The 23,327-nt window shown below is 58.8% G+C and carries 23 protein-coding genes; 5 read left to right on the top strand and 18 right to left on the bottom strand.

All coding sequences use genetic code 11. The features are described 5' to 3' along the window. Together KTF55_RS05455 and KTF55_RS05450 are read right to left on the bottom strand one after the other, a co-directional pair. On the bottom strand, positions 1-577 hold a 577-nt coding region (locus KTF55_RS05455; protein ID WP_217108535.1), incomplete at its 3' end, for a hypothetical protein. Positions 578-604: 27 nt separating this feature from the next. Then, positions 605-763 (bottom strand): hypothetical protein, encoded by a 159-nt coding sequence (locus KTF55_RS05450; protein ID WP_217108534.1) that lies wholly within the window; start codon positions 761-763, stop codon positions 605-607. A gap of 30 nt (positions 764-793) precedes the next feature. Here KTF55_RS05450 and KTF55_RS05445 point away from each other — a divergent pair, with 30 nt between their 5' ends. After that, on the top strand, positions 794-934 hold the full coding sequence (locus KTF55_RS05445) for a hypothetical protein (protein ID WP_371734661.1): 141 nt from the start codon (positions 794-796) through the stop codon (positions 932-934). Between the two features lie 424 nt (positions 935-1,358). Here KTF55_RS05445 and KTF55_RS05440 read toward each other — a convergent pair whose 3' ends face one another. The 15 genes from KTF55_RS05440 to KTF55_RS05370 all read right to left on the bottom strand — a co-directional run bounded on the left by KTF55_RS05440 (position 1,359) and on the right by KTF55_RS05370 (position 16,299). Further along, positions 1,359-2,423, bottom strand: coding sequence for a Coenzyme F420 hydrogenase/dehydrogenase, beta subunit C-terminal domain (locus KTF55_RS05440; RefSeq protein ID WP_099431608.1), 1,065 nt, complete (start codon positions 2,421-2,423; stop codon positions 1,359-1,361). 3 nt (positions 2,424-2,426) lie between these two features. Further along, a complete protein-coding gene (locus KTF55_RS05435) occupies positions 2,427-3,845 on the bottom strand; it encodes an oligosaccharide flippase family protein (protein ID WP_099431607.1) in 1,419 nt (472 codons plus the stop codon). Positions 3,846-3,894: 49 nt separating this feature from the next. Continuing rightward, the gene (locus tag KTF55_RS05430; protein WP_157757974.1) at positions 3,895-5,025 is read right to left on the bottom strand and encodes a polysaccharide pyruvyl transferase family protein; all 1,131 of its coding nucleotides are present in this window, start codon (positions 5,023-5,025) and stop codon (positions 3,895-3,897) included. Between the two features lie 29 nt (positions 5,026-5,054). After that, entirely contained in the window at positions 5,055-6,293 is a 1,239-nt protein-coding gene (locus KTF55_RS05425; RefSeq protein ID WP_195193076.1) for an O-antigen ligase, read from the bottom strand. Position 6,294: 1 nt separating this feature from the next. Continuing rightward, on the bottom strand, positions 6,295-7,254 hold the full coding sequence (locus KTF55_RS05420; RefSeq protein ID WP_099431604.1) for a glycosyltransferase family 2 protein: 960 nt from the start codon (positions 7,252-7,254) through the stop codon (positions 6,295-6,297). A 105-nt stretch (positions 7,255-7,359) separates the two neighbouring features. Beyond that, positions 7,360-7,767: a DapH/DapD/GlmU-related protein gene (locus KTF55_RS10145; protein WP_217107829.1), complete on the bottom strand. Its 408-nt coding sequence runs from the start codon at positions 7,765-7,767 to the stop codon at positions 7,360-7,362. A gap of 286 nt (positions 7,768-8,053) precedes the next feature. Beyond that, positions 8,054-8,599 (bottom strand): DUF1919 domain-containing protein, encoded by a 546-nt coding sequence (locus KTF55_RS05410; protein ID WP_157757972.1) that lies wholly within the window; start codon positions 8,597-8,599, stop codon positions 8,054-8,056. Positions 8,600-8,634: 35 nt separating this feature from the next. Further along, positions 8,635-9,780, bottom strand: a complete 1,146-nt coding sequence (locus KTF55_RS05405; RefSeq protein WP_195193072.1) for a glycosyltransferase — start codon at positions 9,778-9,780, stop codon at positions 8,635-8,637. Position 9,781: 1 nt separating this feature from the next. After that, positions 9,782-10,903 carry a glycosyltransferase gene (locus KTF55_RS05400; RefSeq protein ID WP_172622427.1) on the bottom strand — a complete coding sequence of 374 codons (1,122 nt, stop codon included), beginning with the start codon at positions 10,901-10,903 and terminating at the stop codon, positions 9,782-9,784. Next, a complete protein-coding gene (locus tag KTF55_RS05395; RefSeq protein ID WP_172622426.1) occupies positions 10,896-11,222 on the bottom strand; it encodes a hypothetical protein in 327 nt (108 codons plus the stop codon). The genes KTF55_RS05400 and KTF55_RS05395 overlap by 8 nt, the downstream gene beginning before the upstream one ends. Continuing rightward, positions 11,219-12,067, bottom strand: a complete 849-nt coding sequence (locus tag KTF55_RS05390; protein WP_217107828.1) for a glycosyltransferase — start codon at positions 12,065-12,067, stop codon at positions 11,219-11,221. Before KTF55_RS05390 ends, KTF55_RS05395 begins: the two co-directional genes overlap by 4 nt. A 2-nt stretch (positions 12,068-12,069) precedes the next feature. Continuing rightward, positions 12,070-12,834, bottom strand: a complete 765-nt coding sequence (locus KTF55_RS05385; protein ID WP_217107827.1) for a sugar transferase — start codon at positions 12,832-12,834, stop codon at positions 12,070-12,072. A 120-nt stretch (positions 12,835-12,954) separates the two neighbouring features. Continuing rightward, positions 12,955-13,545, bottom strand: coding sequence for a hypothetical protein (locus KTF55_RS05380; RefSeq protein ID WP_217107826.1), 591 nt, complete (start codon positions 13,543-13,545; stop codon positions 12,955-12,957). Positions 13,546-13,869: 324 nt separating this feature from the next. Beyond that, a complete protein-coding gene (thrS, locus tag KTF55_RS05375; RefSeq protein WP_217107825.1) occupies positions 13,870-15,633 on the bottom strand; it encodes a threonine--tRNA ligase in 1,764 nt (587 codons plus the stop codon). Between the two features lie 234 nt (positions 15,634-15,867). Beyond that, positions 15,868-16,299, bottom strand: coding sequence for a zinc ribbon domain-containing protein (locus KTF55_RS05370; protein WP_217107824.1), 432 nt, complete (start codon positions 16,297-16,299; stop codon positions 15,868-15,870). Between the two features lie 326 nt (positions 16,300-16,625). Here KTF55_RS05370 and KTF55_RS05365 point away from each other — a divergent pair, with 326 nt between their 5' ends. From KTF55_RS05365 to KTF55_RS05350, 4 genes are all read left to right on the top strand, one after another. Continuing rightward, the gene (locus KTF55_RS05365; RefSeq protein ID WP_217107823.1) at positions 16,626-18,083 is read left to right on the top strand and encodes an NAD(P)/FAD-dependent oxidoreductase; all 1,458 of its coding nucleotides are present in this window, start codon (positions 16,626-16,628) and stop codon (positions 18,081-18,083) included. Positions 18,084-18,099: 16 nt separating this feature from the next. After that, the gene (locus KTF55_RS05360; protein WP_371736611.1) at positions 18,100-19,437 is read left to right on the top strand and encodes an NAD(P)/FAD-dependent oxidoreductase; all 1,338 of its coding nucleotides are present in this window, start codon (positions 18,100-18,102) and stop codon (positions 19,435-19,437) included. Positions 19,438-19,440: 3 nt separating this feature from the next. Further along, the gene (locus KTF55_RS05355; protein ID WP_217107821.1) at positions 19,441-19,839 is read left to right on the top strand and encodes a DUF1667 domain-containing protein; all 399 of its coding nucleotides are present in this window, start codon (positions 19,441-19,443) and stop codon (positions 19,837-19,839) included. 548 nt (positions 19,840-20,387) lie between these two features. Then, positions 20,388-21,476 carry a Xaa-Pro peptidase family protein gene (locus tag KTF55_RS05350; RefSeq protein WP_217107820.1) on the top strand — a complete coding sequence of 363 codons (1,089 nt, stop codon included), beginning with the start codon at positions 20,388-20,390 and terminating at the stop codon, positions 21,474-21,476. A 351-nt stretch (positions 21,477-21,827) separates the two neighbouring features. Here the strand turns inward: KTF55_RS05350 and KTF55_RS05345 are convergent, their stop codons facing one another. Beyond that, complete coding sequence (locus KTF55_RS05345) at positions 21,828-23,171, bottom strand: folylpolyglutamate synthase/dihydrofolate synthase family protein (RefSeq protein ID WP_217107819.1); 1,344 nt, start codon at positions 23,169-23,171, stop codon at positions 21,828-21,830. Positions 23,172-23,327 lie beyond the last annotated feature (156 nt).

Here is a 23,327-nt window from a genome sequence, read left to right as displayed (position 1 = left end):
CACCCGCTCCGGACCCTGCGCCTACGGCAACGACGCGCCCGCCGCCGCGCACGGCCATGCCGCCGGCGATCACGCCGGCCACGGCCTCGTCCGTGACATCGGCCCCGTCCGCCCGGGCATCGACGGCGCAGCCGTCAACCGCGAGCGCCCGCGAGACGTGGATCGCGCACTGCGAGCCCGAAGCCGCCAGGGACCCGGTGCCGCGAAGCGTCAGGTTGCCCCACACCTCCATGCCGCACTGCGTGATGTCCGCGTCGGGCGTATGAGACTGCGTCACCGAGTTGCGCCCCACAAGCGTCACGACCAGGTCGCCGTCGGCGCCGATGGCGTCGCCCGCGTAGCCGTCAAGCTCCAGATGGCCGGCATCGGTCCAGGCCCAGCCGGGGCCCGACACGCCCGGCTCGAAGTACGTCGCGCCCGCGATGAACAGGCTCTCCGCGCCCGCGGCATAAGAAGGCCCGCCCAGCAAAACGCATAGGCAGGCCATGGCAGCGATCGCGATGTGATGACGGCTGGTGTGGGACTCGGCGGCAAACATACCCGCTCCGATCTTCGCAGGAGCCAATAGAATGTGCACCAGAAAATGCCCTGGTAGCAGCAGTTATTATTTTAGCGAGATCAATGCAGGAGAAATGAAAACCGTGTGGGCAATGTCCACAATTAGGTGTAAATCGTTTTGCCAGTCGGTGAAAGGAGGAATTGACTTGCGAATGCTCGGCCGCTTGAATGCGCCGAGGGCTTCTGCTTCCACGAGCTTCGCCATTCCTATCTTACCGCACTCGCGAGGGCAGACGTGCATTCCAAGGTCATGCAGGTTCTCGCCGGGCACGCCACATGCGCCACCATCATGGACATCTACATCCACGTGAACATGGACTCCAAGCGCAAGGCCGCCGAGGCGCTGGCGAAGGCTGTAGTCGCCGCGCAGCCGTAGCCTGAGTAGGCGAAGGCACGGCGTCAGAGCCCCAAAACGCAACGGGGCCCGGGCAGCGAACAGTATCGCCGCCCGGGCCCGTAGTCTGACCTGACAACCTGACGCCGGGGCCGATAGGGCGAACGCGCGCAGGGAGGGGCGATTTCCCGCCGTCCCAGCCTGAAGGGAAAAACGGAATAGGCGGACCGGCCGTCCAGCTGAGTCTGGGAAGAGGTGCCGGGCGGAGGGTGGGGCATGGCCACCGGACTCATCGAAACACATCTCCACCGTTCCTTCAACTGGAAAATGCCGCCCCCGGGGCCCGGGAGGGGCCTCGGGGGCGTTCGGCCGACCGCGGGAACGGCCTATCCGCTCAATGTGTTCGGCTGAAATCGGAAATCAACCATGAAAGAATCTCTGGCATCTTCACCTTGGTGGCAATCAATCACTTAAAGCGATTCTTTAGGGTTCTGACGCATTCAATCCAATCATGCGGCAGACAGTCCTTTAAAAGGCCTTTGATGCCGCGTTGACGGAGGAATTTGCCAAAGATGAGGTCGGAGTCTCCAGATGCGACGGCCCTGTAAAGCTCAGCAGCAGCAGCCTCATCCTCCGGAGCCCGACGCGAGGGATGCAACAGGTTGACGTTTTCGGCGGACGCCCTTTCAAGGTCCGATTCCACCCATGTGCAACCATCGGCGCATTCTTCCTCAAAATAGCGCAGTCCCACAGGTGTGTTTAGCATCGCCAGTGAGACTCCCCTCGCATCATAGAAATCGGGGTGTGCTTTCTCGATGCCCCAATAGTCTCCAATGGTTATATCGCCTACGCGCTCGGGCTGCGCAAAACGGCATGAATAACAGGACTTGCGATAGTACTTTCCACTCAAGAAAGCGCGGTAATACGGGTCATCGCTGTATGGCCCAATAGCCTCCTTGCGCTTGAGGTCAATGGCGGAGGTGTAGTAGTAGTAGTAGTAGAGACCCCAAGGTCTATTCTTGGAGCGAAAAGTGTATCGAAGGCTTCCCGGAACGGCCTTGAGCTTGCTCTCAAGCCAAGCAACGTAAAGCCTGAATAGCTCGGGGCTTGTGACGCCATGGCAGACCAAATCAACAGTGACCAGCTTACCGCTGCAGGCTCTGAGTCCCTTGCGCGCCAGATAGCTCTTGAGGGCGTAGACCAGACAGGGGGTGCCGCTAAATAGAACGTCACGGCCCGACTCAAGAAGCTCCCGGCAATGGTCGAAACTTCCGTTTGGCGAGCACTGCACGTATTTAGAGCCCTGAAGGCGCCACAACTCAGAGACGTCCTCCACGCAGGTGATTCTCACAATATTGTCTTCACACAGCTCGGCGCCGAAGACGGCGCCTCCCCTTGCAAGCATGGCGCGCGCCAATACAGCAAACGCGCCTCCCGAGGCAGAGCGCGACAACGATTCATAGTCCTTGTCGCGGAGCGCCAAGACGCGGACAGGCAAGCAGGGCTTAGGTGAATCAGGGTGGTGCTGCATCGCTTAACCCAACCTTTCTTTAACAATTCGGAGCAGGCCGCAAAAGAGCGTTCCCATCTCTCTCCTGAAAATGGCAATCACGGCAAGCAGCTCAGCTAGCATTAGAAGCTCGCCAGCCGCGCCGTCCATAAAGAGGGTGCCACCAGCAAGGAAGAGCACGACGTAGGCGGCGGCATAACTGGCCTTCATAGTGTTAATGTTGACGTACCGTTTCGTATCGAAAACCCTGTAAGCGTAGACCGTGATGTAGCTGAAGCAAGTCGCCAAGGCAGAACCGGTGATGCCGAGAAAAGGTATGAGGGCAAGGTTCAGTAAGACATTTACAATCGCACCGAATGTCGCAGAGAACAGATAGCCCTTGCTGTCCTTGTTCACCGTATACCAAGAGCCCAAAAAGGTTCCGGTGGTCATAAATACGTTGCCTATGATAAGAAAGGGGGTGTAACGCCAGGCTTCATAATAACTAGCCTCGACATAAATGCCCATTATCGGCTTCATAAACAGGAGAAGCGCCACTCCCGTAACGACAGAGACGCCTACCAAACCTCCGTAGACCCTGTCACAGTATTCGTCACGGTCTTCGCTTCCGTCCTCATGTATGGCTGTATAGCTCCATGCTTGATTGAATATCCCCGCAACGACGGAGACAACCGAGGGAATTTTATAGGATACGGCGTATATTCCATTTGCAGCCGTTCCAAGCAGAGCAGTCACGAGCACCCTATCAGAAGAGTTGATAATCCACCACATGAACGTATTGGGAATGAGCACTGCCGAATACCGCGACATCTCTTTCGCCAAATCAAAATCGATCTTAAAGTTTCTGAAGACGTCGACAACGTTGCCAGCAAGAAACGCGTAGACCATAGCCACAGCTGAAGACAATATGTAGGCCATGAAGTATCCAGGCAAGCCGAGGTCGAGAACGAGAAGGAACAAGATATTGAGCACGGCGACGGCGATTGTTTGGAGGATATTGCCGACGGCATATCTGACGAGCAGTTCCTTACCGCGTAAATAGCACAGGAAGAGCTGGCTCCCGGCAAGCGTGACTGTATAGAAATAGATATAAATCGTGTAGCCGGCTACAGCGCCGAAAAGGCCCGCGATGGGAATGATTACAAGGCCAATAGCGAAAGACAGCGCCAACAGAGCGAGGCCGACGCTCATAATCTTGTTATAATCCGCCCCGTCGTCAAGTGAGAACCTCATCACGCCCTCGCCGATGTTGAGAATAAGCACAGGGGCGAGCACCGCGCAAAGGGTGGTAACAAGGTCTGCAGTTCCATACTGATCGGTGGCAAGGGCGTTCGTATATAGCGGCACCAAGAAGAACGTGATCAGCTTGGTCGCAATGTTGCCGATGGCGAAGATTGCGGTGTTCTTAATTAGGTATTTGGCACGGCTTGATTCTTGAACCATTAACTGGGCCTCCACAAATAATTAAAACAGGCAAATTCGGATCCCATGCTCATGACGCAGGCGAAAAGGCGCTATCGAGGAATTCCCTCGCCTTCGTTCGCTCAAGCTTGAGCCCCTCATTCACGACACGCCATTCAATCGGATTGCGGTGAACGCACCGATTAAAGGCGTCCTGAGAGTTCAGAACGCGTCTGTCCAAAAGGTCGAAGTCGCTCAGGACGTCATGGAGCCTTACTGAGTATTTAGCCGGGTCAAAGACGACCATGGGGCGGTTGAAGAGGAGGGAGAAGCACGTTCCGTGGAACGAGTCGGTGACGACAAGGCCAGCATTGCGGAACAGATTCAACCATTCCCCCGGCGTGGGAAGACAGGCTGCGCGGAGACCATGGGGAGGGAGCCGAAGCGGATTGAAGGTAACAACGCAGGCGCGCACGCCAAGCTCCTTGCTAACCCTGACGGTATAGGAGATCATATCCGGATTCGGATTAAGCATGTACAGAAGGACGTAGCCAGAATCAAAAGGAAGCCGGGAGCAATCGCTGAGGCGATACCATAGATTCTCATCGCAGAGCAGGACCGGGTCCTTCAGGGCGACGGATCCGGGAATGCCCATCTTGTCGAGGATGTCAATACTAGAGCGTTCTCGGACGGAGATCGCGTCAAAGCCACTCAGGAGAGGTCTGGTCAGATTCGCCTCCTCGTCATCGAGCTTAGGCCGCCCAAAGCTCGCAGCAAATGCGACCTTACGCCTGTCGTCGGGAATCCGCTCGAGAAAGTACACGGGATCAATACCGTCATTGCATTCGATGTTCCAAGTCTGGTCGCTGCCCACACAGAAAAGGGCGTCGCGGTCAAGGGCATCAAGCCCAACGCCCGTCAGAAAAGGGCCTGCATCGCAAAGTGAAAGCTGGCCCTCTATAAAGGGGCGAAAAACCCGCTCTGATCGCAACCTGGCGCCCAGGCCAGCAGCAAGCTTGAGAAAGCCGTTGACGCGGCCGCCGGACATCTTCTGATGCGCCCAACCGGATCGCGTCCACTGGGGGCGACAGTAGTCAACGAAGACGGGACGGCCATAACGCCCCAATATGTCCCGGGTAGCAACGGCCTGCAGGACCGTTCCGTAATTGTGCGAGTCAATGATTGTCGAAACGTATATTGTGCGGTTGTTTGAATCGGCCATCGCTAGATCCTCCATGTCATAGGCCATTATCAGTTGAATATGGTCGCAATTCGGCCGACCGGAGCCGGGTAACCAAAATCGCGAGCTAGGGCTTCCTCGGCAGAAAGGGCAGCATACAGCGCAATATATGCGAAGAATTGAACATTGATTGTTATCTCCGCCATCCCGAGGACTGTTAGGACATATAGGCCAACCAGGGACACGTATCGCCCCCAGTCATCCCCCTCTGCAATGTGACGGGCTCCCCTAGAAAGGACGAAGCAGATATAGCAATAGAGTAAGGCAACGCCCACGAGGCCGAAATAGAGGCAGTATTCCAAAATGGCGTTTTGGGCGTCGAGGGCATTCCCAGTAGCGCTGAACATCATAACGCCCTCGAAGAGAGCGTAAACGCTATTGTACCCGTAGCCAAAAAGAGGACTATTCACCAGGAACGGGAATACGTGCTCGTAGACGTAGGTTCGCCCAGAGAGGTCAGAGCTCCTTCCGAAGACGTTTGTGATGACATCCGAAACAAAACCAACGTGCAGAACGATCTCGCCAAAAGCAAACAGGATAAAGGTAACGAATATGGACGTGACAAGATATGTTATGGGCTTATGCAAAGGGTGCTCCAGTACAGGTTTAAACGCTATCGCGAGCATGAAGAGCACGATGCCGATCGCTCCGGTATTACAGTCAATCCTGAGGGCAAGAAGAAGCGCAAGGACGCAAAGCGCGGCGAATAGCACGGCTCGTGGAATGGTTTTTATTGACCTCCCGGCGGCAATAACGTACATGATGAGCCCGAACAAGGCGAGATAGGACACCGAGAACTTGGTTCCGACCAAATAGTTGAGCTCATTCCGCCAAGCCATAAGAGGGTCCGAAACAATGTAGTAATACGTAATCAGAAGATAGACCACACAGCAAAGGAAGAATACCGTGGCAGTGCTGCGAATTCTACCCTCAGAACATTGGATCTCTAAGAACCAAGTCAGTAGGTTCAGCCTTGCGATAAACAGCAACGTTCCATTCATGTTGTATGAGTTCAAAAGCGAGGAGACGACCATTACGGCGGACATGGCGAACAAAAGAAGGTTGACCTTCAAATAAGGCTCAGAAAAAATTTTTTTGACTCTCAGGAGCATGACGCAGAGAATAATCGCGCACAAAACCGAAGCGATAGTGTTGTAGCCGGGAATGTACACGACACGCACTACGCAGGCATGAAAGACCGCAATGGAGAGCAGCGGATTCAGGCTCAGCTTCCTATCGATTAACCTCATCCTAGTCCCTCCGTCTTTCGACGCCAAGAGCGTACAGCCGGCCGTACACTCTTGGTGAAATACACGCAAAGAGATATTGGAGCCGTTTCCAGCGTGGCAGGCCGGGGCATCTTAGCACCGCAGGGCACCGGTCCCTCATTTTATTGCGTATCAGGACGGCGTCGTCGAGCGTACATCTGTCAATGCAGAAGTTCAGATAAGTTAGATAAGCGAAGCCGAGGGCGCTTTCGCCAACACAAGATATTTCAGGGTGATTGCGCTCCAAAAAAGCAAGCTGGTCCTCAGCCGCATTAATAAAGTCCATGTTGAAAGACGTACCTTTGGTGATGCTTCCGCTCCGCTGCCTATAGTGATAGAACGGATTCGGAAGAAGGACAATCCGATTAGCGAGATCGAAAATCCTAGGCATAACATAAAAATCCTCGCATAGCTTCCCTTTCGGAAACCTCACGTTGTCGAAAAGGGTACGGCGGTAGACCTTATTGCAAGCGCTCACGTCAAACCCATTGAACGTATTCAGGGCTACGATGCCCTCCGTGCCCGAGTAGACACGCCTCTCGTGCGCAGCCTTGTCCACATGGCTGCCGTCTTCAAAGTCGAGCACGATACCGAAAGCAACGAGGTCGGCACCGCCGGCGAGCTCTTTCGCGACAGTTTCGAAAGCGTTGCCATCGAGATAGTCATCACCGTCTATAAAGGACACATACTCCCCGATGGCTCGTTCCACTCCATAGTTCCTAGCATCCGAGAGACCGCCGTTCTCCTTATGCAAGGCGCGGACTCTGCCGTCGCGCGATTGGAGCATTTCGCAGATCTCAGGCGAAGAGTCTGTTGACCCATCATCGATGAGCAAAATCTCAAGGTTTGCGTACGTCTGGCCGATGAGGCTCTCTACGCATTCCAAGAGATAGTCTTCAACGTTATAGACGGGAACGATGACACTAATGAGTGGGCTATCCATTGCTCACCACCGATCGATTGAATCCCACGCTCCTCACAAGACCATGCACGTCAGTAACATTGCGTCTGTAAACCAGGTCCTCATTCGGATAAATTATCTGATCCACTAGCTCCACTCCAAAATTTGCTTCTTGGCAACTGCGGGAACGCCCGCAGCAACTGAGTTCTGGGGCAAGTTCGAGCATACGACCGCATTGGCAGCCACAATCGATCGGTCTCCAACAGAGGTGTCGCGAGTGACAATCGACCCTGCACAAAGCCAGACGTCGTCACCGATAGAAACATGTCCGAGTTTGTAAGTCACGGCAGGTTTTGCAGATGAATAATCATGGTCATGGTCGAACACCATGGCGTTCGGGCCAAACAGGACACGGTCTCCGATGGCCGTTTCTCCAAGCACGGTTATGCTGGATCCGCTATTCATGAACAGATTGTTCCCGATGCTAAGGGCACCACCCTCAACAACGCATATGTGTGCACCGGGCTTAATGACAACATCGTCACCAATCTTCACATGGCAGCCTTTCCCCAATCGAAGGCCCCAGAGAAGCCTAGGGGATGGACGCCGGCCGAGTTCGAGCCTCTTCCCGTACCTGAACAAAAGAATCCTCCTGATAATCGAGCAGGCGATGCGTTTTACCCTCATCGAAACTCGCCCCGCTCAAAGTCAATCGAATAGAGGTCGAGGCAGAGAGGGCAGCAAAGCCCGTGCGAATAGGGCCAGCTAACCGAGTCCGTAGATCTCCGGGGGCCTGCAGAGCCATTCTTCCAAGTCGATGTACCGCGAGTAATAGTCCGTATCATTGAGGACCCCCCCCCCGCTCGCTATAGCCGGGGAAGTGCACGGCGCACGCGAGCTCGGGCCTCGGCGACGCCGTGAAGCAGACCTTGTTGCCGAAGGGAATGGCATCGAAGGCCCTGAGGTCCTCCTCTGTGCAGCAGTTCATCTGGCTGAACTTGATGAAGACGTCGCCCCAGTTGATCCGCTCGCAGCGGCGGGCCCACTTCTCTGCGGCTTCCTCCGGGGAGGGATAGTGCAGGAACACGACCTCGATATCATCGAGACGAGCGACGGGCTTGTCGAGCTCGCCCTTCTCGCGAAGCTGATCGGCATAACGGGAGTCTCGTGCGTCGATGAACTCTAACGGCGTCGCAGTGTAGTGCCTGAGCCTCGAGGCGAACTTCACGTAGTCGCTCGCGAAGAAGTAGAGGCCGGCGGTTGGACTGCTATAGGGAAGTCCGTAACGCCGATACACCGAGCCGGCCCAACAGTTGTTCGAGAAGATGCTGAAGTCAGTGCGGGTGAGCTTCTTCCTTCTGCCCTTGGCGAGCAATGGATTCGCCATATCACCAATCTTTCTTGAGATCCTGCTTACGTAGCTCATCGGCTCAACAGCCTTTCGTAGTACTCCATAAGCCGCGCGGCGTTTGCCTCGGCTGAGTAGCCCGCAGCCTCTAGTTTGTTAGGGGCCTCCAGGTGCCTGCCGCCCTCGATCGCCACATTGAGCGCCCTCGCCCAGTTGGCCAGCGGCGCGTCGAGTGCCGTGAACGAACCAGTCCCGGCGATGTCCGTCTCGGCGGGCACACCAGTCGAGTAAACACACGGCAGTCCCGCCGCCTGTGCCTCCACGGCCGAGACGGGAAGGCCCTCATAAAGCGACGGCATAAAGAAGACATCGAAGAGCGAGTAGAGACGATAGGCGTCGCTCCTCAAGCCAAGCAGCATCACGGAGTTTTCCAGACCCATTTCGTCGACGAGCTCCTGGAGTTCCCGGCGTTCATCGGCGCTGTTGCTCTCCCCGATGATTACAAGCCTGGCAGGGCCGTGAGCAGCCACATACTCACCGAAAGCCCTGACCGCGAAGGAGAAGTTCTTCTGCAAGGAAATCCGGCCCACGCATCCCACCACGGGCTCCTCGGGACCTATTCCGAGTTCCACCCTGCAGGCCGTCCGGACCTCAGGGTTGAAGGCGAAGCGGTCGATATCGATGCCGTTCCTCATCACCAGGAAGTCCTTCCCCCTGAAGAGGTAGCGGCCGGCGTCTTCGGAGCACGCGACCCCGTCGGTCGCCCAGCGCCGCCCGAACCAGATGAGCGGCGCGTTGCGCACACGATGGCTGAACCTATCCGAGCTGCTGTTGAGATGACTGTGTAGCACGCGATGGGCAACCCCGGCTTCGGCCGCGTAACGAAGCGTCCAGAATGCCGAGTTGGGCATGTGGCAGTGCACGACGTCGTATTCAGAACCATGCTCTTGAAAGAACCCTTTGACCTCTCTAATGAAGGCCGAGAGATCAGTTCCCGCATGCGTGACCGTAAAGACCTTGGCACCGCGCCCTTTGAATTCGTCATCGTAGTTGAGCGGATGTCGCAGCTCGCCATTAACAACGTCATGATGCAGGTAGTCGTACGAGACGCGCGAACTGTCACGAAACAAGAACATGTTCCGAACAAACGAAGTAACGCCTGCATCCATAGCGAGCGACGGGACGATGTTTAACACTTTGATGGGGGTTTCACCCGCCATATTATCTCACCCCTTGTGTTTGATAAATATTGGCCATGATTTCAGAAGTATCTGCAACGTCGTAGCCCGCCTTGCGAATCTGATCCGCATAGATAGCGCGATTGCGTGGCTCCCGAGCCATAGCCAGGATCTCTTCTCCCCAAAGAGAAGCCGGACGGTCAAGCCCCTCGGACCGAGTCAAATCAGTAACGGCAGTCTCGTCAGATACGTTCACAGACATGAGGACCGGAAGACCCGAAGCCTGTGCCTCGACCGGGACGAGAGGCTGCCCCTCGTGCAGCGAAGGAAACAGCAACACGTCCATCGCGTTGTAGAGTGGCGCCACGTCCGCTCTCGGCTCGAACCAGATAACGTGCGCAGCCACACCAAGCGAATCTGCGTGTTCTCGTACCTGTTCCCTCATCTCGCCGTCCCCTTGCATGAGGTAGTAGGCAGAAGGCTCAGCCCTCAGCACCTCGGAAAACACATCCAATTGGAAGAGGGGATTCTTGGCGGGCGCGAGACGCGAAGGGTTACCCAACAGCAGTGCATCGGCGGGCACCCCCAGCTCGCTGCGGCAAGCACCACGAACGGCAGAATCGAACGCGAAGCGAACCGTGTCAAAGCCATTACGCACGACCGTAAACGGCTTCCTCCCGAAGAGATACCGCCCCGCTTCCTCGGAACATGCGAGCCTCGAAGTCTCAGCGCCCGATAGCACTGAGCGAGCGACTGAGTGCACGAACCTTTTAACTATCCTGCCGCCCGCGCCAACATCAGAGTTGTGCGAGTGCACGATGCACACCGGCACTCCACGACTCGCAGCAACCTGGGCATAGGCGAACCCCATTCCATTCATCGTATTGATATGCACAGCATCGAAGCTGTTTTCATCGAGAAGTCTCTTGAACGCACTAAGCCCGTCCTTGAGGCGTCTCACCTGTCCGGGCTTGTAGCCATTGAAAACCGCACGACGCTCAACACCGAGCGAGGCCAGCACATCGTCGTAAGAGCAATTCCAATCCCAGGTAGTGATCAACGTGAACGAGAAACCCTTTGGGGCTAGCTCACGAAAGAGCCCCAGAAGGTATGTTTCTATCCCACCGACACCCCATGCCTCAGCGTATACAAGGATATTAGTCATGATGCAGTCCCGTTGATAGGAGAGAATTACCAAGTCTCGGTGCCCGAAGCAAGGCGCGACGGCGCGCGAGCATGCACGAGATGGAATCGCAAGCGAGCGACTTGGCACCCGGCAGCCCCAAGATAGGGATCTTCTTGGAAAGCTGTCCATTGAGGGCGCGCTCGGTCTCCTTCTCCGAGATAGCGTCGTGCCGGTAGTAGTCGACCACCGTGGCTGCGACTCCCAGCGACTCGAAAACGCGCTGCGTCGCATAGCTCTGCAGACAAGAGCCATAATTCGGCGAGTTGCAGAGGGTAATGATTGCTGCGGTCGCGGTCACTCCGCATTTCCCCCTTTCCGGAGAATCCTTGTGTACACGAGCCCGCGAAGGGCGTTGGGCATGAGGCAGACAACTGCCTGGGGAACAAACGAGATGAAGTAGTCGGCAGCGCTGAAGTACCCGCATGCCAGCTGCGCCCGCTTGAAGCGCCTCGCGTGCGACAGATAGGCGCGGCCTCCTCTGCGAGCGTAGAAGTCTGGACTCACGCGCATTGCCACAAGGGTCTCGCGCACGTTGGCCGCACGGCAGCCCGAGGCGAGCATCCGGTTGAAGAGGTCCCAGTCTTCGAAGTAGTGGAAGTCGTCGTTGTAACTCCCAGCGGCGAGCACCTTCGAGCGCCGGAAGGTCATAGGCGGGTGCCGGAAGGGATTGCGGCGCTTGGAGTAAGCGACGATCTCGTCGTGGGTTATGGGCAGGTCCGTCGTCGCCACGGGCCTGTCCCAGGCCTCGACGAACTCCGTTACGTTGCTACCCACCATGTCGAGGCCTTGCTCGGCCATGAGGGCAAGCTGACACTCCATGCGCCCCGACAGAGCGTGGTCATCGGTGTCCATGCGGGCTACGATCTCGTTTGAGCACGCCTCAATGCCCCGGGCAAGCGCGTAGCCGAGGCCTCTGTTCTCGGGGTAGGAGACGAAACTGAACAGGCCGGGGTTGGCCGCGTCGTACTCGGAGAGGACGTCCTCGAGCTCGTCAGTCAGCGGGCTGTCCTTCACGATGACGACTTCCGCCGGGGGCACCGTCTGGGCGAGCATCGAATTCAGCGCCTCGCGTAAGTACTCGGCGCGCTCCTTGGCGTAAAGGCTCATAAGCACGCTGTAGGGAGGGAAAGTCTGGGAATCCATGCCTACCTCCCTGTCTTGTTCTTGCCGAACATCACCGAGAAGGTCTTGAAGAAGACCCGCAAGTCGGCCTTAAGGTTCGCGCCGCGCGCGTAGGCGAGCTCGAACTCCTGGCGCAGGCCGTTCTCGAATGTCGCGAGGTTGCGAGGCCCTGACTGCCAAGCGCCGGTGATGCCCTGGGGGACGGCAAGCACCTGCACCTGCTGCTCGTGCGTGAAGTTCCCCAGTTCTTCGTAGGTGATGGCCCGGGGCCCGATCACGGAGAGCTGGCCCGCGAGCACGTTGATAAATTGAGGTATCTCGTCGAGCGAGGTCTTGCGCAGGACGCGGCCCAGCTTGGTGATGCGCGGGTCATTGGTGACCTTGCGCTCACGGTGCCACTCCTCGATCTGCTCGTGGCTGAGGTACTTCTCCACATCGTTGGCGTCGGCGACCATGGAGCGGAACTTGAGCACGTGGATGGGGCGACCGAAGCGCCCAGCCCGCTCGTGCGCATAGATGGGAGCACCCTTGGTGTCGGCCGCAATGAACGCACAAAGCACCGCGCCAGGGATGAGAGCCACGACGCAGACGCACGCACTGAACGCGATGTCGAACGTGCGCTTCACGAAGCGGTAGCCAAGCGATCGCGTGTCGAGCGCACGGGACTCTGCAGCGAACTCGGGCGAGCCCGGGAGGCTCACCGCACCCGTGTTTGCAGCGGAGCCGACCCCAGCACCCGCCGTGCCCTCGCGCCGGTCCATGGCCCGAGCAATGAGCGTCGCCCCCACGGGCGTATTACTTTCTGTTACTTCTTTAGCAGCCACAATAAAACTTACGTTCCTGTCCCCAGGAACCCCCCCCCATCCACGGATTCAAAAACCAAATAAATTGCCGGTGCAACGGCTCCCCTACGTTTTGCTAGGCACGTCTAACGGAAGCAGCTCCCTAAATGCGGAGTCGCCTTCGCCTATATCCACCAGGCACCAGCGCTTATGACGGTCGATCTTTTTAACGCGGGCCTCTTGCCCCACAAGTGGGCCCTGCTCTATGTACAGCACGCCATCTTCTATGCGCGCAACGCTGTTGCGCACCACGCCGTCTTCGTCCATCACGCTGCGGTACCAGTCCTGTGCATCGTCCGGCATGGGCATGTACGCCCGCTCCCTACTGCCGGCGATTCGGCAGCCAAAGCTCAGTTGGGCCAAAGCCCTATCGAGCGCTGCGGCATCGTGCGTGGCGACGAAGAAATAATCCTTGTACATGGGTTTGGTTTGGAGCGACCAGGCGCCGTCCCGCTTAAACCAGAACTCCTTTTGCATCACAAAAGCGTCCTGCATCAGCTCGTGCGGGATAATGCGGCGGACCTTTTCGCAGGTCTCGCGCTCTTTACCGTTGGGGGTGTGAACCAGATACCAGCGGACGCGGCCGTGCTGGCTGTTGCTAGTTGCGCCGTTGAATGCGCCCGGCAGCTGCTCCTGCCGCCGCGCCGTCTGCTCCATGTTCTCGCCCCCTTTTTTGGCTTTGCGACACACGCAAATGCCGGGGCGTTTAGAACAGCTTCTCGCTCGCAGCTAGGCGCAGTCGCAAAAGTACAGGTTTTTGTATCTTTCGACGCGAGCCATTATACAAGCAATTAGTTTGCGTTTGGGCAGATTACGCAAAATGTACTGCCCGCAGCCACATCTCCATAGCCCTCTACAAAAACCTGTACCTTTTTGTGCAACAAAAAAGCCGCTCAACCAGCGGCTTTTGTTCGTTTTGGCATAAAAAAAGGCGACCGCCCTTTGTGGACGATCGCCTTTCGTTGTTTCTGTTGGGTTACCTTAGGCGCGCGTACGAATCTCCTCGAGCACCTTGGCAACAAACTCGTCAACGCTCATCTGAACGGTCTCGTTGGAACGATCGCGGACGGAAATGTTGCCGGCCTCGACCTCCTTCTCGCCCAGGATGAGCATGTAGGGCACGCGGTCGATGCTGCGAGCCTCGCGGATCTTGTAGCCAATCTTCTCGTCGCGGTCGTCGCAGACCACGCGGATGCCGGCCTCCTCCAGCTTGGCGCACACCTCGTGGGCGTAGTCGCGGCTCTTCTCGGAGACGGGAAGCGCCTTGACCTGCACGGGAGCCAGCCAGGTGGGGAACTTACCCGCAAAGTGCTCAATCAGAATGCCGATGAAGCGCTCGATGGAACCAAAGCACACGCGATGCAGCATGATGGGGCGCTTCTTGGTGCCGTCGGCGTCCACGTACTCCAGGTCAAAGTTAAGCGGCATCTGGAAGTCGAGCTGGACGGTACCGCACTGCCAGGTTCGGCCGAGCGAGTCCTCCAGGTGGAAGTCGATCTTAGGGCCGTAGAAGGCGCCGTCGCCCTCGTTGACCTCGTAGTCCATGTGCAGCTGTTCAAGAGCGGTGCGCAGGCCTTCCTCGGCGCGAGCCCAGTCCTCGTCCGAACCCATGGAGTCCTCGGGGCGAGTGGAAAGCTCAACGTGGTACTTAAAGCCAAACTTCTGGTACACGGAGTCGATGAGGTTGACCACGCCCACGATCTCGTCGGTCAGCTGGTCGGGACGCACAAACAGGTGGGCGTCGTCCTGGTTAAAGCAGCGCACGCGGAACAGACCGTGCAGGGCGCCGCGCAGCTCGTGGCGGTGAACCAGGCCAATCTCGCCGGCGCGAATGGGCAGCTCGCGGTAGGAGTGCGGCTTGGAGGCGTACACCAGCACGCCGCCCGGGCAGTTCATGGGCTTAATGCAGTACTCTTCGTCGTCGATGACGGTGGAGTACATGTTGTCCTTGTAGTGGTCCCAGTGGCCCGAGGTCTTCCACAGCTGCTTGTTCATAATGAGCGGCGTGGAGATCTCCACGTAGCCGGCCTTGTGGTGGATCTCGCGCCAGTAGTCCAGCAGCGTGTTCTTAAGGATCATGCCGTTGGGCAGGAAGAACGGGAAGCCGGGGGCCTCGTCGCGCATCATAAAGAGGTCCATCTCACGGCCGATCTTGCGGTGGTCGCGCTTCTTGGCCTCCTCCAGCATGTGCATGTGCTCGTCGAGCTCTTCCTTGGTGGCAAAGGCGACGCCGTTGATGCGGGTGAGCATCTTGTTGTCCTTGTCGCCCTTCCAATATGCGCCCGAGACGCCGGTGAGCTTAAAGGCCTTGAGGGCCTTGGTGTAGCAGATGTGGGGGCCGACGCACATGTCGATGTAGTCGCCCTGCTGGTAGAAGGTGATGCGGGCGTCGTCGTCCAGGTCGCCGATGTGCTCGACCTTGTACTTCTCGCCGCGCTCCTCCATAAGGGCGATGGCCTCGGCGCGAGGCTTTTCGTACACGGAGAACTTGAGGTTCTCCTTGACGATCTTCTTCATCTCGGCCTCGATCGCGGGGAAGTCGTCCTCGCTGATCTTGACGCCCTCGGGCAGGTCGACGTCGTAGTAGAAGCCGTTGTCGGTCGCGGGGCCGTAGGCAAAGTCGGCCTCGGGGTACAGGCGCTTGATGGCCTGCGCCATGATGTGCGCGGCGGAGTGGCGGATGACGTGCGTGACCTCGTCCTGCGGGAGCTCGGCCACCGAACCGTCATTGTAGAGTGCCTTCATGGGTATGTTTTCTCCTCTCGGATGCCTGATGCAAGTGCGTGCGATGCGCTCGGCGTTTTAACTTGCATCATTATAGGCAGGTTGCCTTGGTATACAAGCGCCCGCCGCACCTTAATGGCACGGCGGGCGATTTTCTACGCATGCTTCATCGTGCGGGGTGGGACTGCGGGGCGCGCGTGGCTTGCGCGTGGCGCGCGGTGCCCGTAGCTTGCGGCCGGCCCGGCGATGGATGCGTTACTGGATGCGAGTTCGGCAGTAAGGGCAGACCTTCCAGTGCGCATCGAGCGGGCGATGGCAGCTGGGACATACGTTGCGAACCTGGGTATCGCACACCGGGCAGACGACGAAGTCCTTCTCGATGGGCGCGCCGCACTGCGGGCAGGTGCCGTACTGGGCAAGCTGGCGCTCGCGCAGGGCCATGTCCAGTTCCTGCTCCTCGCGGTCGGACGCGTAGGAGTGCGGGCGCAGGACCAGGTAGGCGATGAGGCCCACAAACGGGATGAGGGCGATGATGCCCCATGCCACGTAGGCGCTGGCGCCGCGGCGGCGAGCGTCGATAAACACATAGACGACCGACAGCACATACAGGGCGATGACAAAGCCAACGAAAGCATAGACGACGCCCATAAGCTGCGGCGACATGAGCTCGGAAATGTACTTGGACATTGGGGTGTACCTTTCGGATTATTTACAGTCCGGTCAAGTTTACCACGGGGTTTCTTTATATGGGACTACGGCTGGGTCCGGGGCTGGCGCGGACACAAACATCTCAATCTGCAACAGGTGGGAGCGGAATTCGGGTCTAGATGTTACAGATCGAGACATAACTTCAACGTGGTAGCCGGCAGACGAGGTTGTCGACGTTGCCGGGTCTCCCCTCGTCTGCCGTTGGCGGGTGTTGCGGGGCTGTTCGCCGCATTGCCGCCGCTCTGGGGGTGTGCAGACCGTAGGATAGTCTTATTGACAGCCTGTCAACTCGTCTGGGAGGCACTGTGACAGAAACGTTTGATATCGCGATTGTCGGCGCGGGCATTACCGGGTGCGCCATCGCGCGGCAGCTCGCGCGGTTTGACCTGTCCATTTGCGTGGTCGAGGCGGCCAACGATATCGCGATGGGCGCGTCGAAGGCCAACGGCGGCCTGGTGCACGCCGGCTACGATCCGGCACCGGGCACCGTAAAGGCGCAGGTCAACGCCCGTGGCTGCGAGTTGTACGGTACGTGGTCGCAGGAGCTCGGCTTTTTGTTCTGCCGCACCGGGTCGATGGTGTTGGGCTTTAACGACGAGGACCGCGCGCATCTGGAGCAGCTACGGTGCAACGGTCTGGCCAACGGCGTGCCCGAGCTGTCGATCGTCGGACCCGACCGCATCCACGAATTAGAGCCGCGCGCCAGTGCCGACGCTACGTGCGCGTTGTGGTGCCCCTCGACGGGCTTTGTCGACCCGTTTGAGGTGGCCATCGCCGCGTTGGAGAACGCCGTGGCCAACGGGGTAACGTTTATGCGGTCCGCGCCGGTGGAAGCGATTGAAGTTGCGGGCTTAGATGACGGAGTCGCGCGCTTTACGCTGGCGACCCCCGTTGGCAACGTGCGCTGCCGCTACCTGATCAACGCCGCGGGCAACGGCGCCGCCGACATCTCGCATATGGCGGGCGCCGAGGAGTTCCAGATGGTCTGGCGTCAGGGCAACATCGTGGTGCTAGACAAGGAGCCGCGCACGCTCATGCCGCTCTACCCCGTACCGACGCCGGTGTCGAAGGGCGTTATCGTGACGGGTACCGTGCACGGCAACACCGTGATCACCGCCACGGCCGCCGTGCGCGAGTCGGGCGACACGCAGACCTATGCGAACGATGTGAACGCGCTGCTGAGCGGCGCGCGCAAGCTGGTGCCCGATCTTGATACGCGCCGCGTGGTGCGCGCATTTGCCGGCGGACGTCCGGTCATTCAGGGAACGAACGACTTTTTTATTGGACAGTCGGCCGTGGTGCCGAGGCTTTTCCAGGCGGCGGGCATTCAGTCGCCAGGTGTGGCAAGCGCGCCGGCCATTGCCGAGCGCATGGAGCACGTGATGCGCGATGCGGGTGTGAAGCTGCACGAGCGGGCGGACTGGAACCCGATTCGCCGCGCCCCGGACGACTTTGACCGCGCACCGCTTGCGCGCAAGGAAGAGCTGATCGAGTCCGACCCCGCATGGGGACAGATCGTCTGCCGCTGCGAAACGGTGCCCGAGGCAGAGATCGTTGCCGCGATTCGACGCCAACCGGGAGCGGTTTCGGTCGAGGGCGTCAAGCGCCGCTGCCGCGCCGGCATGGGTCGGTGCCAGAGTGGTTTTTGCCAGAGCCGTGTGGTGGCGATTCTTGCCCGAGAGCTGGACTGCGACCCCAGCGAGGTGCCGCTGGAGGACACTGGCTCGTGGCTCGTTGAGGGACCTTTGAAGGGGGTGCGCTAGGATGGCGACGTTTGATATGTGCGACGAACGCGCGGAGGCCGGAGCCGCAGCGTCGGTAGCAACGCAGGCCTTCGACGTGGTCGTCATCGGAGGCGGCCCCGCCGGCATGGCGGCCGCGCTTGCCGCGCAAAAGGCAGGCGCGCACGTGGCCATCGTGGAGCGCGAGCAGCACCTGGGCGGCATCCTCCGCCAATGCATCCACCCCGGCTTTGGCCTGTCGCACTTTAAGCAGGAGCTCACCGGTCCCGAGTACGCGCAGCGCTTTATCGACCAGGTGCACTCGACCGACATTGCGCTGTTCCTGAACAACATGGTGATTGGGATTGATTCGGGCGAGCCTACGGAAGAAGCCGCGGTCCACACCGTCATGCTCATGAGCCCTGCCGGCATGCTGCAGCTCACCGGGCGCGCGGTCGTCCTTGCCATGGGTTGCCGCGAGCGCACCCGTAGCGAGATCAAGATTCCCGGCAGCCGACCCGCCGGCGTGTTTACGGCAGGCCTGGCGCAGCGATACATCAATATCGAGAACCTCAAGCCCGGCTCGCGCGCCGTCATCTTGGGCTCGGGCGACATCGGGCTGATCATGGCACGTCGCTGCACGCTCGAGGGGATTTCGGTCGAGGGCGTGTACGAGCTCATGCCGTACGCCAACGGCCTGCGCCGCAATGTCAAGAACTGCCTGGACGACTTTGGAATTCCGCTGCACTTGTCCACCACCGTCACACGCGTAATCGGGCACGACCGCGTGGAGGCCGTCGAGGTGAGTCAGGTCGACGAGCATCTGGCGCCCATTGCCGGGACGGAGCGCATCGTTCCGTGCGACACGCTGCTGCTTTCGGTGGGCCTGATTCCCGAGAATGAGCTTTCGGTTGTCGCGGGCGTGGAGCTTGACCCACGCACGCGCGGCGCCGTAGTGGACCAGAGCCTGCAGACAGGCGTGCCGGGCATCTTTGCCTGCGGCAACGTGCTGCACGTACACGACCTTGCCGACAACGTAACGACCGAGTCCGAGAGGGCTGGCGCAACTGCAGCGGCGTACGCTCTGGGGACCGACGCGGGCACCGTTCCGAGCTGCGAGCTCACCGTCTCCCCTGCCGGCATCGCGGGCTACGCGCTGCCGGGACGCATTACGGCTGTGGCGCTCACCAAGCTCAACTTCCGCGTGCGCCGGCCAGTCGATGCCGCCTGCGTGAGGATCTTGGCCAACGGCGAGGAGCTGTTCGCCGGCAAGGTCCGCGCGTTTAAGCCGAGCGTTATGGAAAGCTTCCCACTGCCGGCAAAGGTCATCAAACAAGCGCTCGATCTGGGTGCCAGCGAGATTGTCCTTTCCGTCGATCCCGTCGAGGAGGCATAGACTATGAGCGATAACGTGATCGAAACGCTGCAGTTCAACTGCACGACCTGCCCATCCGAGTGCCTCCTGACCATAGAGGTAGAGCGCGACGCCAATGGCGCCGTGGTGGAAGTGCGCTCCGTAACCGGTAACAACTGCCCGCGCGGCGATAAGTTCGCACACCAGGAGCTCACCTGCCCCATGCGCGTGCTCACGACGACCGTGGCCGTCTCCGGCGGCGACGAAGCCCTGCTCCCCGTGCGCACATCCGAAGCCATCCCGCTAGAACTCCACGCCCAAGCCATGGACCTCATCCGCGGCGTGATCGTCGAGGCCCCCATCCGCATGGGCGACGTCGTGCTAGAGAACCTCCCAGACACCAACATCAACCTTATCGCCAGCATGGACATCGACCTAGTCTAGCTAATTTGGGACGGGGCTCTTTTAGCTACCCCGCCATCCACCCCGCCCCTCCTCAATTGCGGTGAAATAGTTCCTGATTTCCGCCAAAACCCCGGCATCCAGGAACTATTCCACCGCAACTATCCTTGGAATCGGCATTTAGCTTGTGCCTACTTTAGTGCCATTTCAAAACTATGCCGGATTACGGGGCTGATTCGGAGACCCCCATCCATACCGGCATTTATCTATTTTTTATAAGCCGTCTACCTGCGGTTTTAATTTCATGATTTTTCCCATGGTCAAGTAATACAGGTCCAGCCCCGTAATCCGCCATACTTTTGAACCCAGCCCATTTGTGACGGGCCTCTTTTGACTACTTTAGCCCGAACGTTCGCTCAAATGATTTTTCTGGGACGGGGATTAAATAATCATTCGGCACCCAATGATTATTTAATCCCCGTCCCAGAAAAATCATTCCGCATGTTGGACGTAGCTAAAATAGCCCCGTCCCAAATTGACTACCCCGGCATTGGGGATACCATGGTGGCAGCCCAGCGAAAGGATGTTTCATGGCACATGTCGATGACCAGCGTGTGGCGCGCGTGCTCGATGCGCTCGAGGCTCAGCACCCCGGCGCACAGCTGCTCGTAAACGACCCATGGTCGATCTATTACCTGACCGGCTTTTATGCCGATATGTTCGAGCGTTTTTGCGGTGTGCTGCTCGCGCGCGGTAGCGAGCCCGTGATCTTGGTCAACGCGCTGCATCAGCTGCCCGAGTACGACAATGCCCGCGTGGCCTATCACACCGATACTGACGTTGTGGCCGACGCCATCGTTCGCGAGATCGATCCGACCAAACCGCTCGGCATCGATACCGTCATGCGCTCCGGCTTTTTGATGCCCCTCATGGAGCGCCATGCCGCCAGCGAGTTTTTCCTGGGCGACTTTGCCGTCACCGACGCACGCACCTACAAGGATGCCACCGAGCAGAAGCTCATGCGCGCGTCCTCGGCCGCTAACGACGCTGTGATGGCCGATGTTATCAAGCTCGTCCACGAGGGCGTGACGGAGCGCGAAATTGCCGACCAGATGCTCGGTCTGTACCGTAATCACGGCTGCGAGGGCTTTAGCTTTCCGCCCATCGTGAGCTTTGGCGCCAACGCCGGCGACCCGCATCATGAACCCGACGACACCGTGCTCAAACGTGGCGACGCGGTGCTGTTCGACATTGGCGGACGCCGCTGCAACTACTGCTCGGACATGACGCGCACGTTCTTTTGGGGCGAGCCGGACGAGGAGACGGCGCGCATCTACGAAATCGTGCGCCGTGCCAACGAGGCCGCCGAAGCGCTCATCGCACCGGGCGTTCGTATGTGCGACCTGGACCGCGCCGCGCGCGACGTGATTGAGGATGCGGGCTATGGGCAGTACTTTACGCATCGCCTGGGTCACTCGATTGGCCTGCAGGACCACGAGCCGGGCGACGTCTCGCTCGTCAACGAGCAGGTTGTCGAGCCGGGCATGACCTTCTCCATCGAGCCGGGCATCTACCTCCCCGGCCGCACCGGCGTCCGCATCGAGGACCTGGCCCTGGTTACCGAGTCCGGCGTCGAGATTCTCAACGCCTACCCCCACGATCCAGTCCGCCTAGACTAGGCAATGCGGCAAAGGGACAGCCCCTTTGCCGCATCACATGAATGTCGCCACAAAAAAACGGCCTATCTACTACGTTTAACCCGCACGGGTCGACCATAACCGACTTTTCGCAAAATCCGCAAGCCGTCTACCTGCGGTTTTAATTTCGCAATGTTCCGTGTGGTCGAGGGTAACCGGTCAAACGTAGTAGATAGGCCAATTTCATGGCAAGCGAGTCGACTCGGGGCACAGGGCAGCCAAAAAAGCCCCGTCCCAAATTGACTGCTTTTGAGTTGCGGTGATATACGGCCTGTTTGAGACTTCTGGCTTGTAAAACAGTCCGTATTTCACCGCAACTGATGAGGGGATGGGTTAGCGGAGCAGGCCGGCTACTTCGCCGGCTAGGGTGATGGTGCCGGCGGCAACGAAGGACTCGCCTGCGGCCTCGAAGACCGCGAGGGCCTCGGATACGCTGGGGTACACACCCGCAAGCTTATCGACGTCCACAAGAGAGGCGAGCTCCTCTGCCGGCAAGGCGCGATCGGAATCGGTCTGGGTCACGACCACGCGGGGGAACGCCGGAACCAAAACGTCAACGATGCCCGCCACGTCCTTATCGGCCAGCGCGGCGCACAGCAGCGTGGGGCGATTCTCAACGCACGGGTCAATCTCGTCCAGCGCGCTTACAAAGTTCTCGCAGCTCTGAGGGTTATGGCAGGCATCGATCAGCTTGAGCGGATCGGTCCCCAGCACGTCAAAACGACCCGGTGTGGGGCAACCCATAAGCGAGGCATCGAGCTTGTCATGATCGAGCTCGCGACCCAGATACCCCTCGCACAGCATAATCGCGCACGCAGCATTCTGCGGCTGATAGGCCGGCTTGACCATGCTCGACGTATAGATCGCGCGCGGCGTGGTGCAGCTAAACTCAACCGTGTCGCCCACATGCGCCGGCACCTTAGTCGTGGCATGACTCACCACGAGTGGCACGACGCCGCACTCGCGACAACGGGCATCCATCACGCGCTGAACGCTCGCCTCGTGCGTGCCCTCGCCCAGCACAACCAGGCGTCCGGGCTTAATGACCGCAGCCTTCTCCCCCGCAATGGCCTCGAGCGTATCGCCCAAAATACGTGTGTGATCGAGCCCAATACCCGTAATGGCAACGGCGACGGGATCGGTCGCACTCGTGGCGTCCCAGCGCCCGCCCATGCCAACCTCAAGCACGGCAACATCCACCGCGGCCTCGGCAAACACGACAAGCGCAGCGGCCGTCAGCAGGTCAAACGGAGTAATGGTATAGGCGCGCTCCCCCGCCGCCACACGGTGCGCATTCACCCGACGTCCCGCCTCAACAGCGGCAGAAACGCCACGGGCAAAGGCCTCGTCACTCACAACGCGCCCATCGACCTCCATGCGCTCGGGATAACGCACCAGCTGCGGCGACGTATACAGCGCGGTTTTTAACCCCTCACCACGAAGGATGGCAGCCGAAAAACGCGTGGTCGAAGTCTTGCCATTGGTACCGGCGACCTGAATGCAATCAAAGTACTCGTCCGGGCGCCCCAACTCATCGAGCATATCGACAACCGTCTCAAGCAAAGGACCAGCATCCCCAGAAATCCGCCCCGTATCAGCAGCAAGCCCCACAGCCTCACCAAACGAAAGCAACTCAAACTCAAAAGGAACGGTATACAAGCCAGAACGCTTAGGCATTTTCAGAACCGCCATTCATAGAAAAATAAAACAGTATAGGTTGAGGATAGTCAGCGAAAACGCCTCTGATGAGCCAAGGTGCCGTGAAACAAGGGCGCATAGGGCTTATGCCCATGCGCCCGAAGTTGAACGGCAGATTGGCCATCAGAGGCGTTT

Source organism: Collinsella sp. MSK.8.10, assembly GCF_019041915.1.
Classification (GTDB): domain Bacteria; phylum Actinomycetota; class Coriobacteriia; order Coriobacteriales; family Coriobacteriaceae; genus Collinsella.
This window is presented reverse-complemented; position numbering and strand designations above follow the sequence as displayed.

Excerpts from the sequence above, each read along its gene's own strand:
- KTF55_RS05450 (WP_217108534.1), bottom strand. The coding sequence starts at position 763 with ATGGCGAAGCTCGTGGAAGCAGAAGCCCTCGGCGCATTCAAGCGGCCG.
- KTF55_RS05345 (WP_217107819.1), bottom strand. The coding sequence starts at position 23,171 with ATGCCTAAGCGTTCTGGCTTGTATACCGTTCCTTTTGAGTTTGAGTTG.
- KTF55_RS05405 (WP_195193072.1), bottom strand. The coding sequence starts at position 9,780 with ATGGCGGGTGAAACCCCCATCAAAGTGTTAAACATCGTCCCGTCGCTC.
- KTF55_RS05435 (WP_099431607.1), bottom strand. The coding sequence starts at position 3,845 with ATGGTTCAAGAATCAAGCCGTGCCAAATACCTAATTAAGAACACCGCA.
- KTF55_RS05400 (WP_172622427.1), bottom strand. The coding sequence starts at position 10,903 with ATGACTAATATCCTTGTATACGCTGAGGCATGGGGTGTCGGTGGGATA.
- KTF55_RS05350 (WP_217107820.1), top strand. The coding sequence starts at position 20,388 with ATGGCACATGTCGATGACCAGCGTGTGGCGCGCGTGCTCGATGCGCTC.
- KTF55_RS05355 (WP_217107821.1), top strand. The coding sequence starts at position 19,441 with ATGAGCGATAACGTGATCGAAACGCTGCAGTTCAACTGCACGACCTGC.
- KTF55_RS05425 (WP_195193076.1), bottom strand. The coding sequence starts at position 6,293 with ATGAGGTTAATCGATAGGAAGCTGAGCCTGAATCCGCTGCTCTCCATT.
- KTF55_RS05430 (WP_157757974.1), bottom strand. The coding sequence starts at position 5,025 with ATGGCCGATTCAAACAACCGCACAATATACGTTTCGACAATCATTGAC.
- thrS (WP_217107825.1), bottom strand. The coding sequence starts at position 15,633 with ATGAAGGCACTCTACAATGACGGTTCGGTGGCCGAGCTCCCGCAGGAC.
- KTF55_RS05360 (WP_371736611.1), top strand. The coding sequence starts at position 18,100 with ATGTGCGACGAACGCGCGGAGGCCGGAGCCGCAGCGTCGGTAGCAACG.
- KTF55_RS05410 (WP_157757972.1), bottom strand. The coding sequence starts at position 8,599 with ATGGCGAATCCATTGCTCGCCAAGGGCAGAAGGAAGAAGCTCACCCGC.
- KTF55_RS05380 (WP_217107826.1), bottom strand. The coding sequence starts at position 13,545 with ATGGAGCAGACGGCGCGGCGGCAGGAGCAGCTGCCGGGCGCATTCAAC.
- KTF55_RS05440 (WP_099431608.1), bottom strand. The coding sequence starts at position 2,423 with ATGCAGCACCACCCTGATTCACCTAAGCCCTGCTTGCCTGTCCGCGTC.
- KTF55_RS05420 (WP_099431604.1), bottom strand. The coding sequence starts at position 7,254 with ATGGATAGCCCACTCATTAGTGTCATCGTTCCCGTCTATAACGTTGAA.
- KTF55_RS05390 (WP_217107828.1), bottom strand. The coding sequence starts at position 12,067 with ATGGATTCCCAGACTTTCCCTCCCTACAGCGTGCTTATGAGCCTTTAC.
- KTF55_RS05370 (WP_217107824.1), bottom strand. The coding sequence starts at position 16,299 with ATGTCCAAGTACATTTCCGAGCTCATGTCGCCGCAGCTTATGGGCGTC.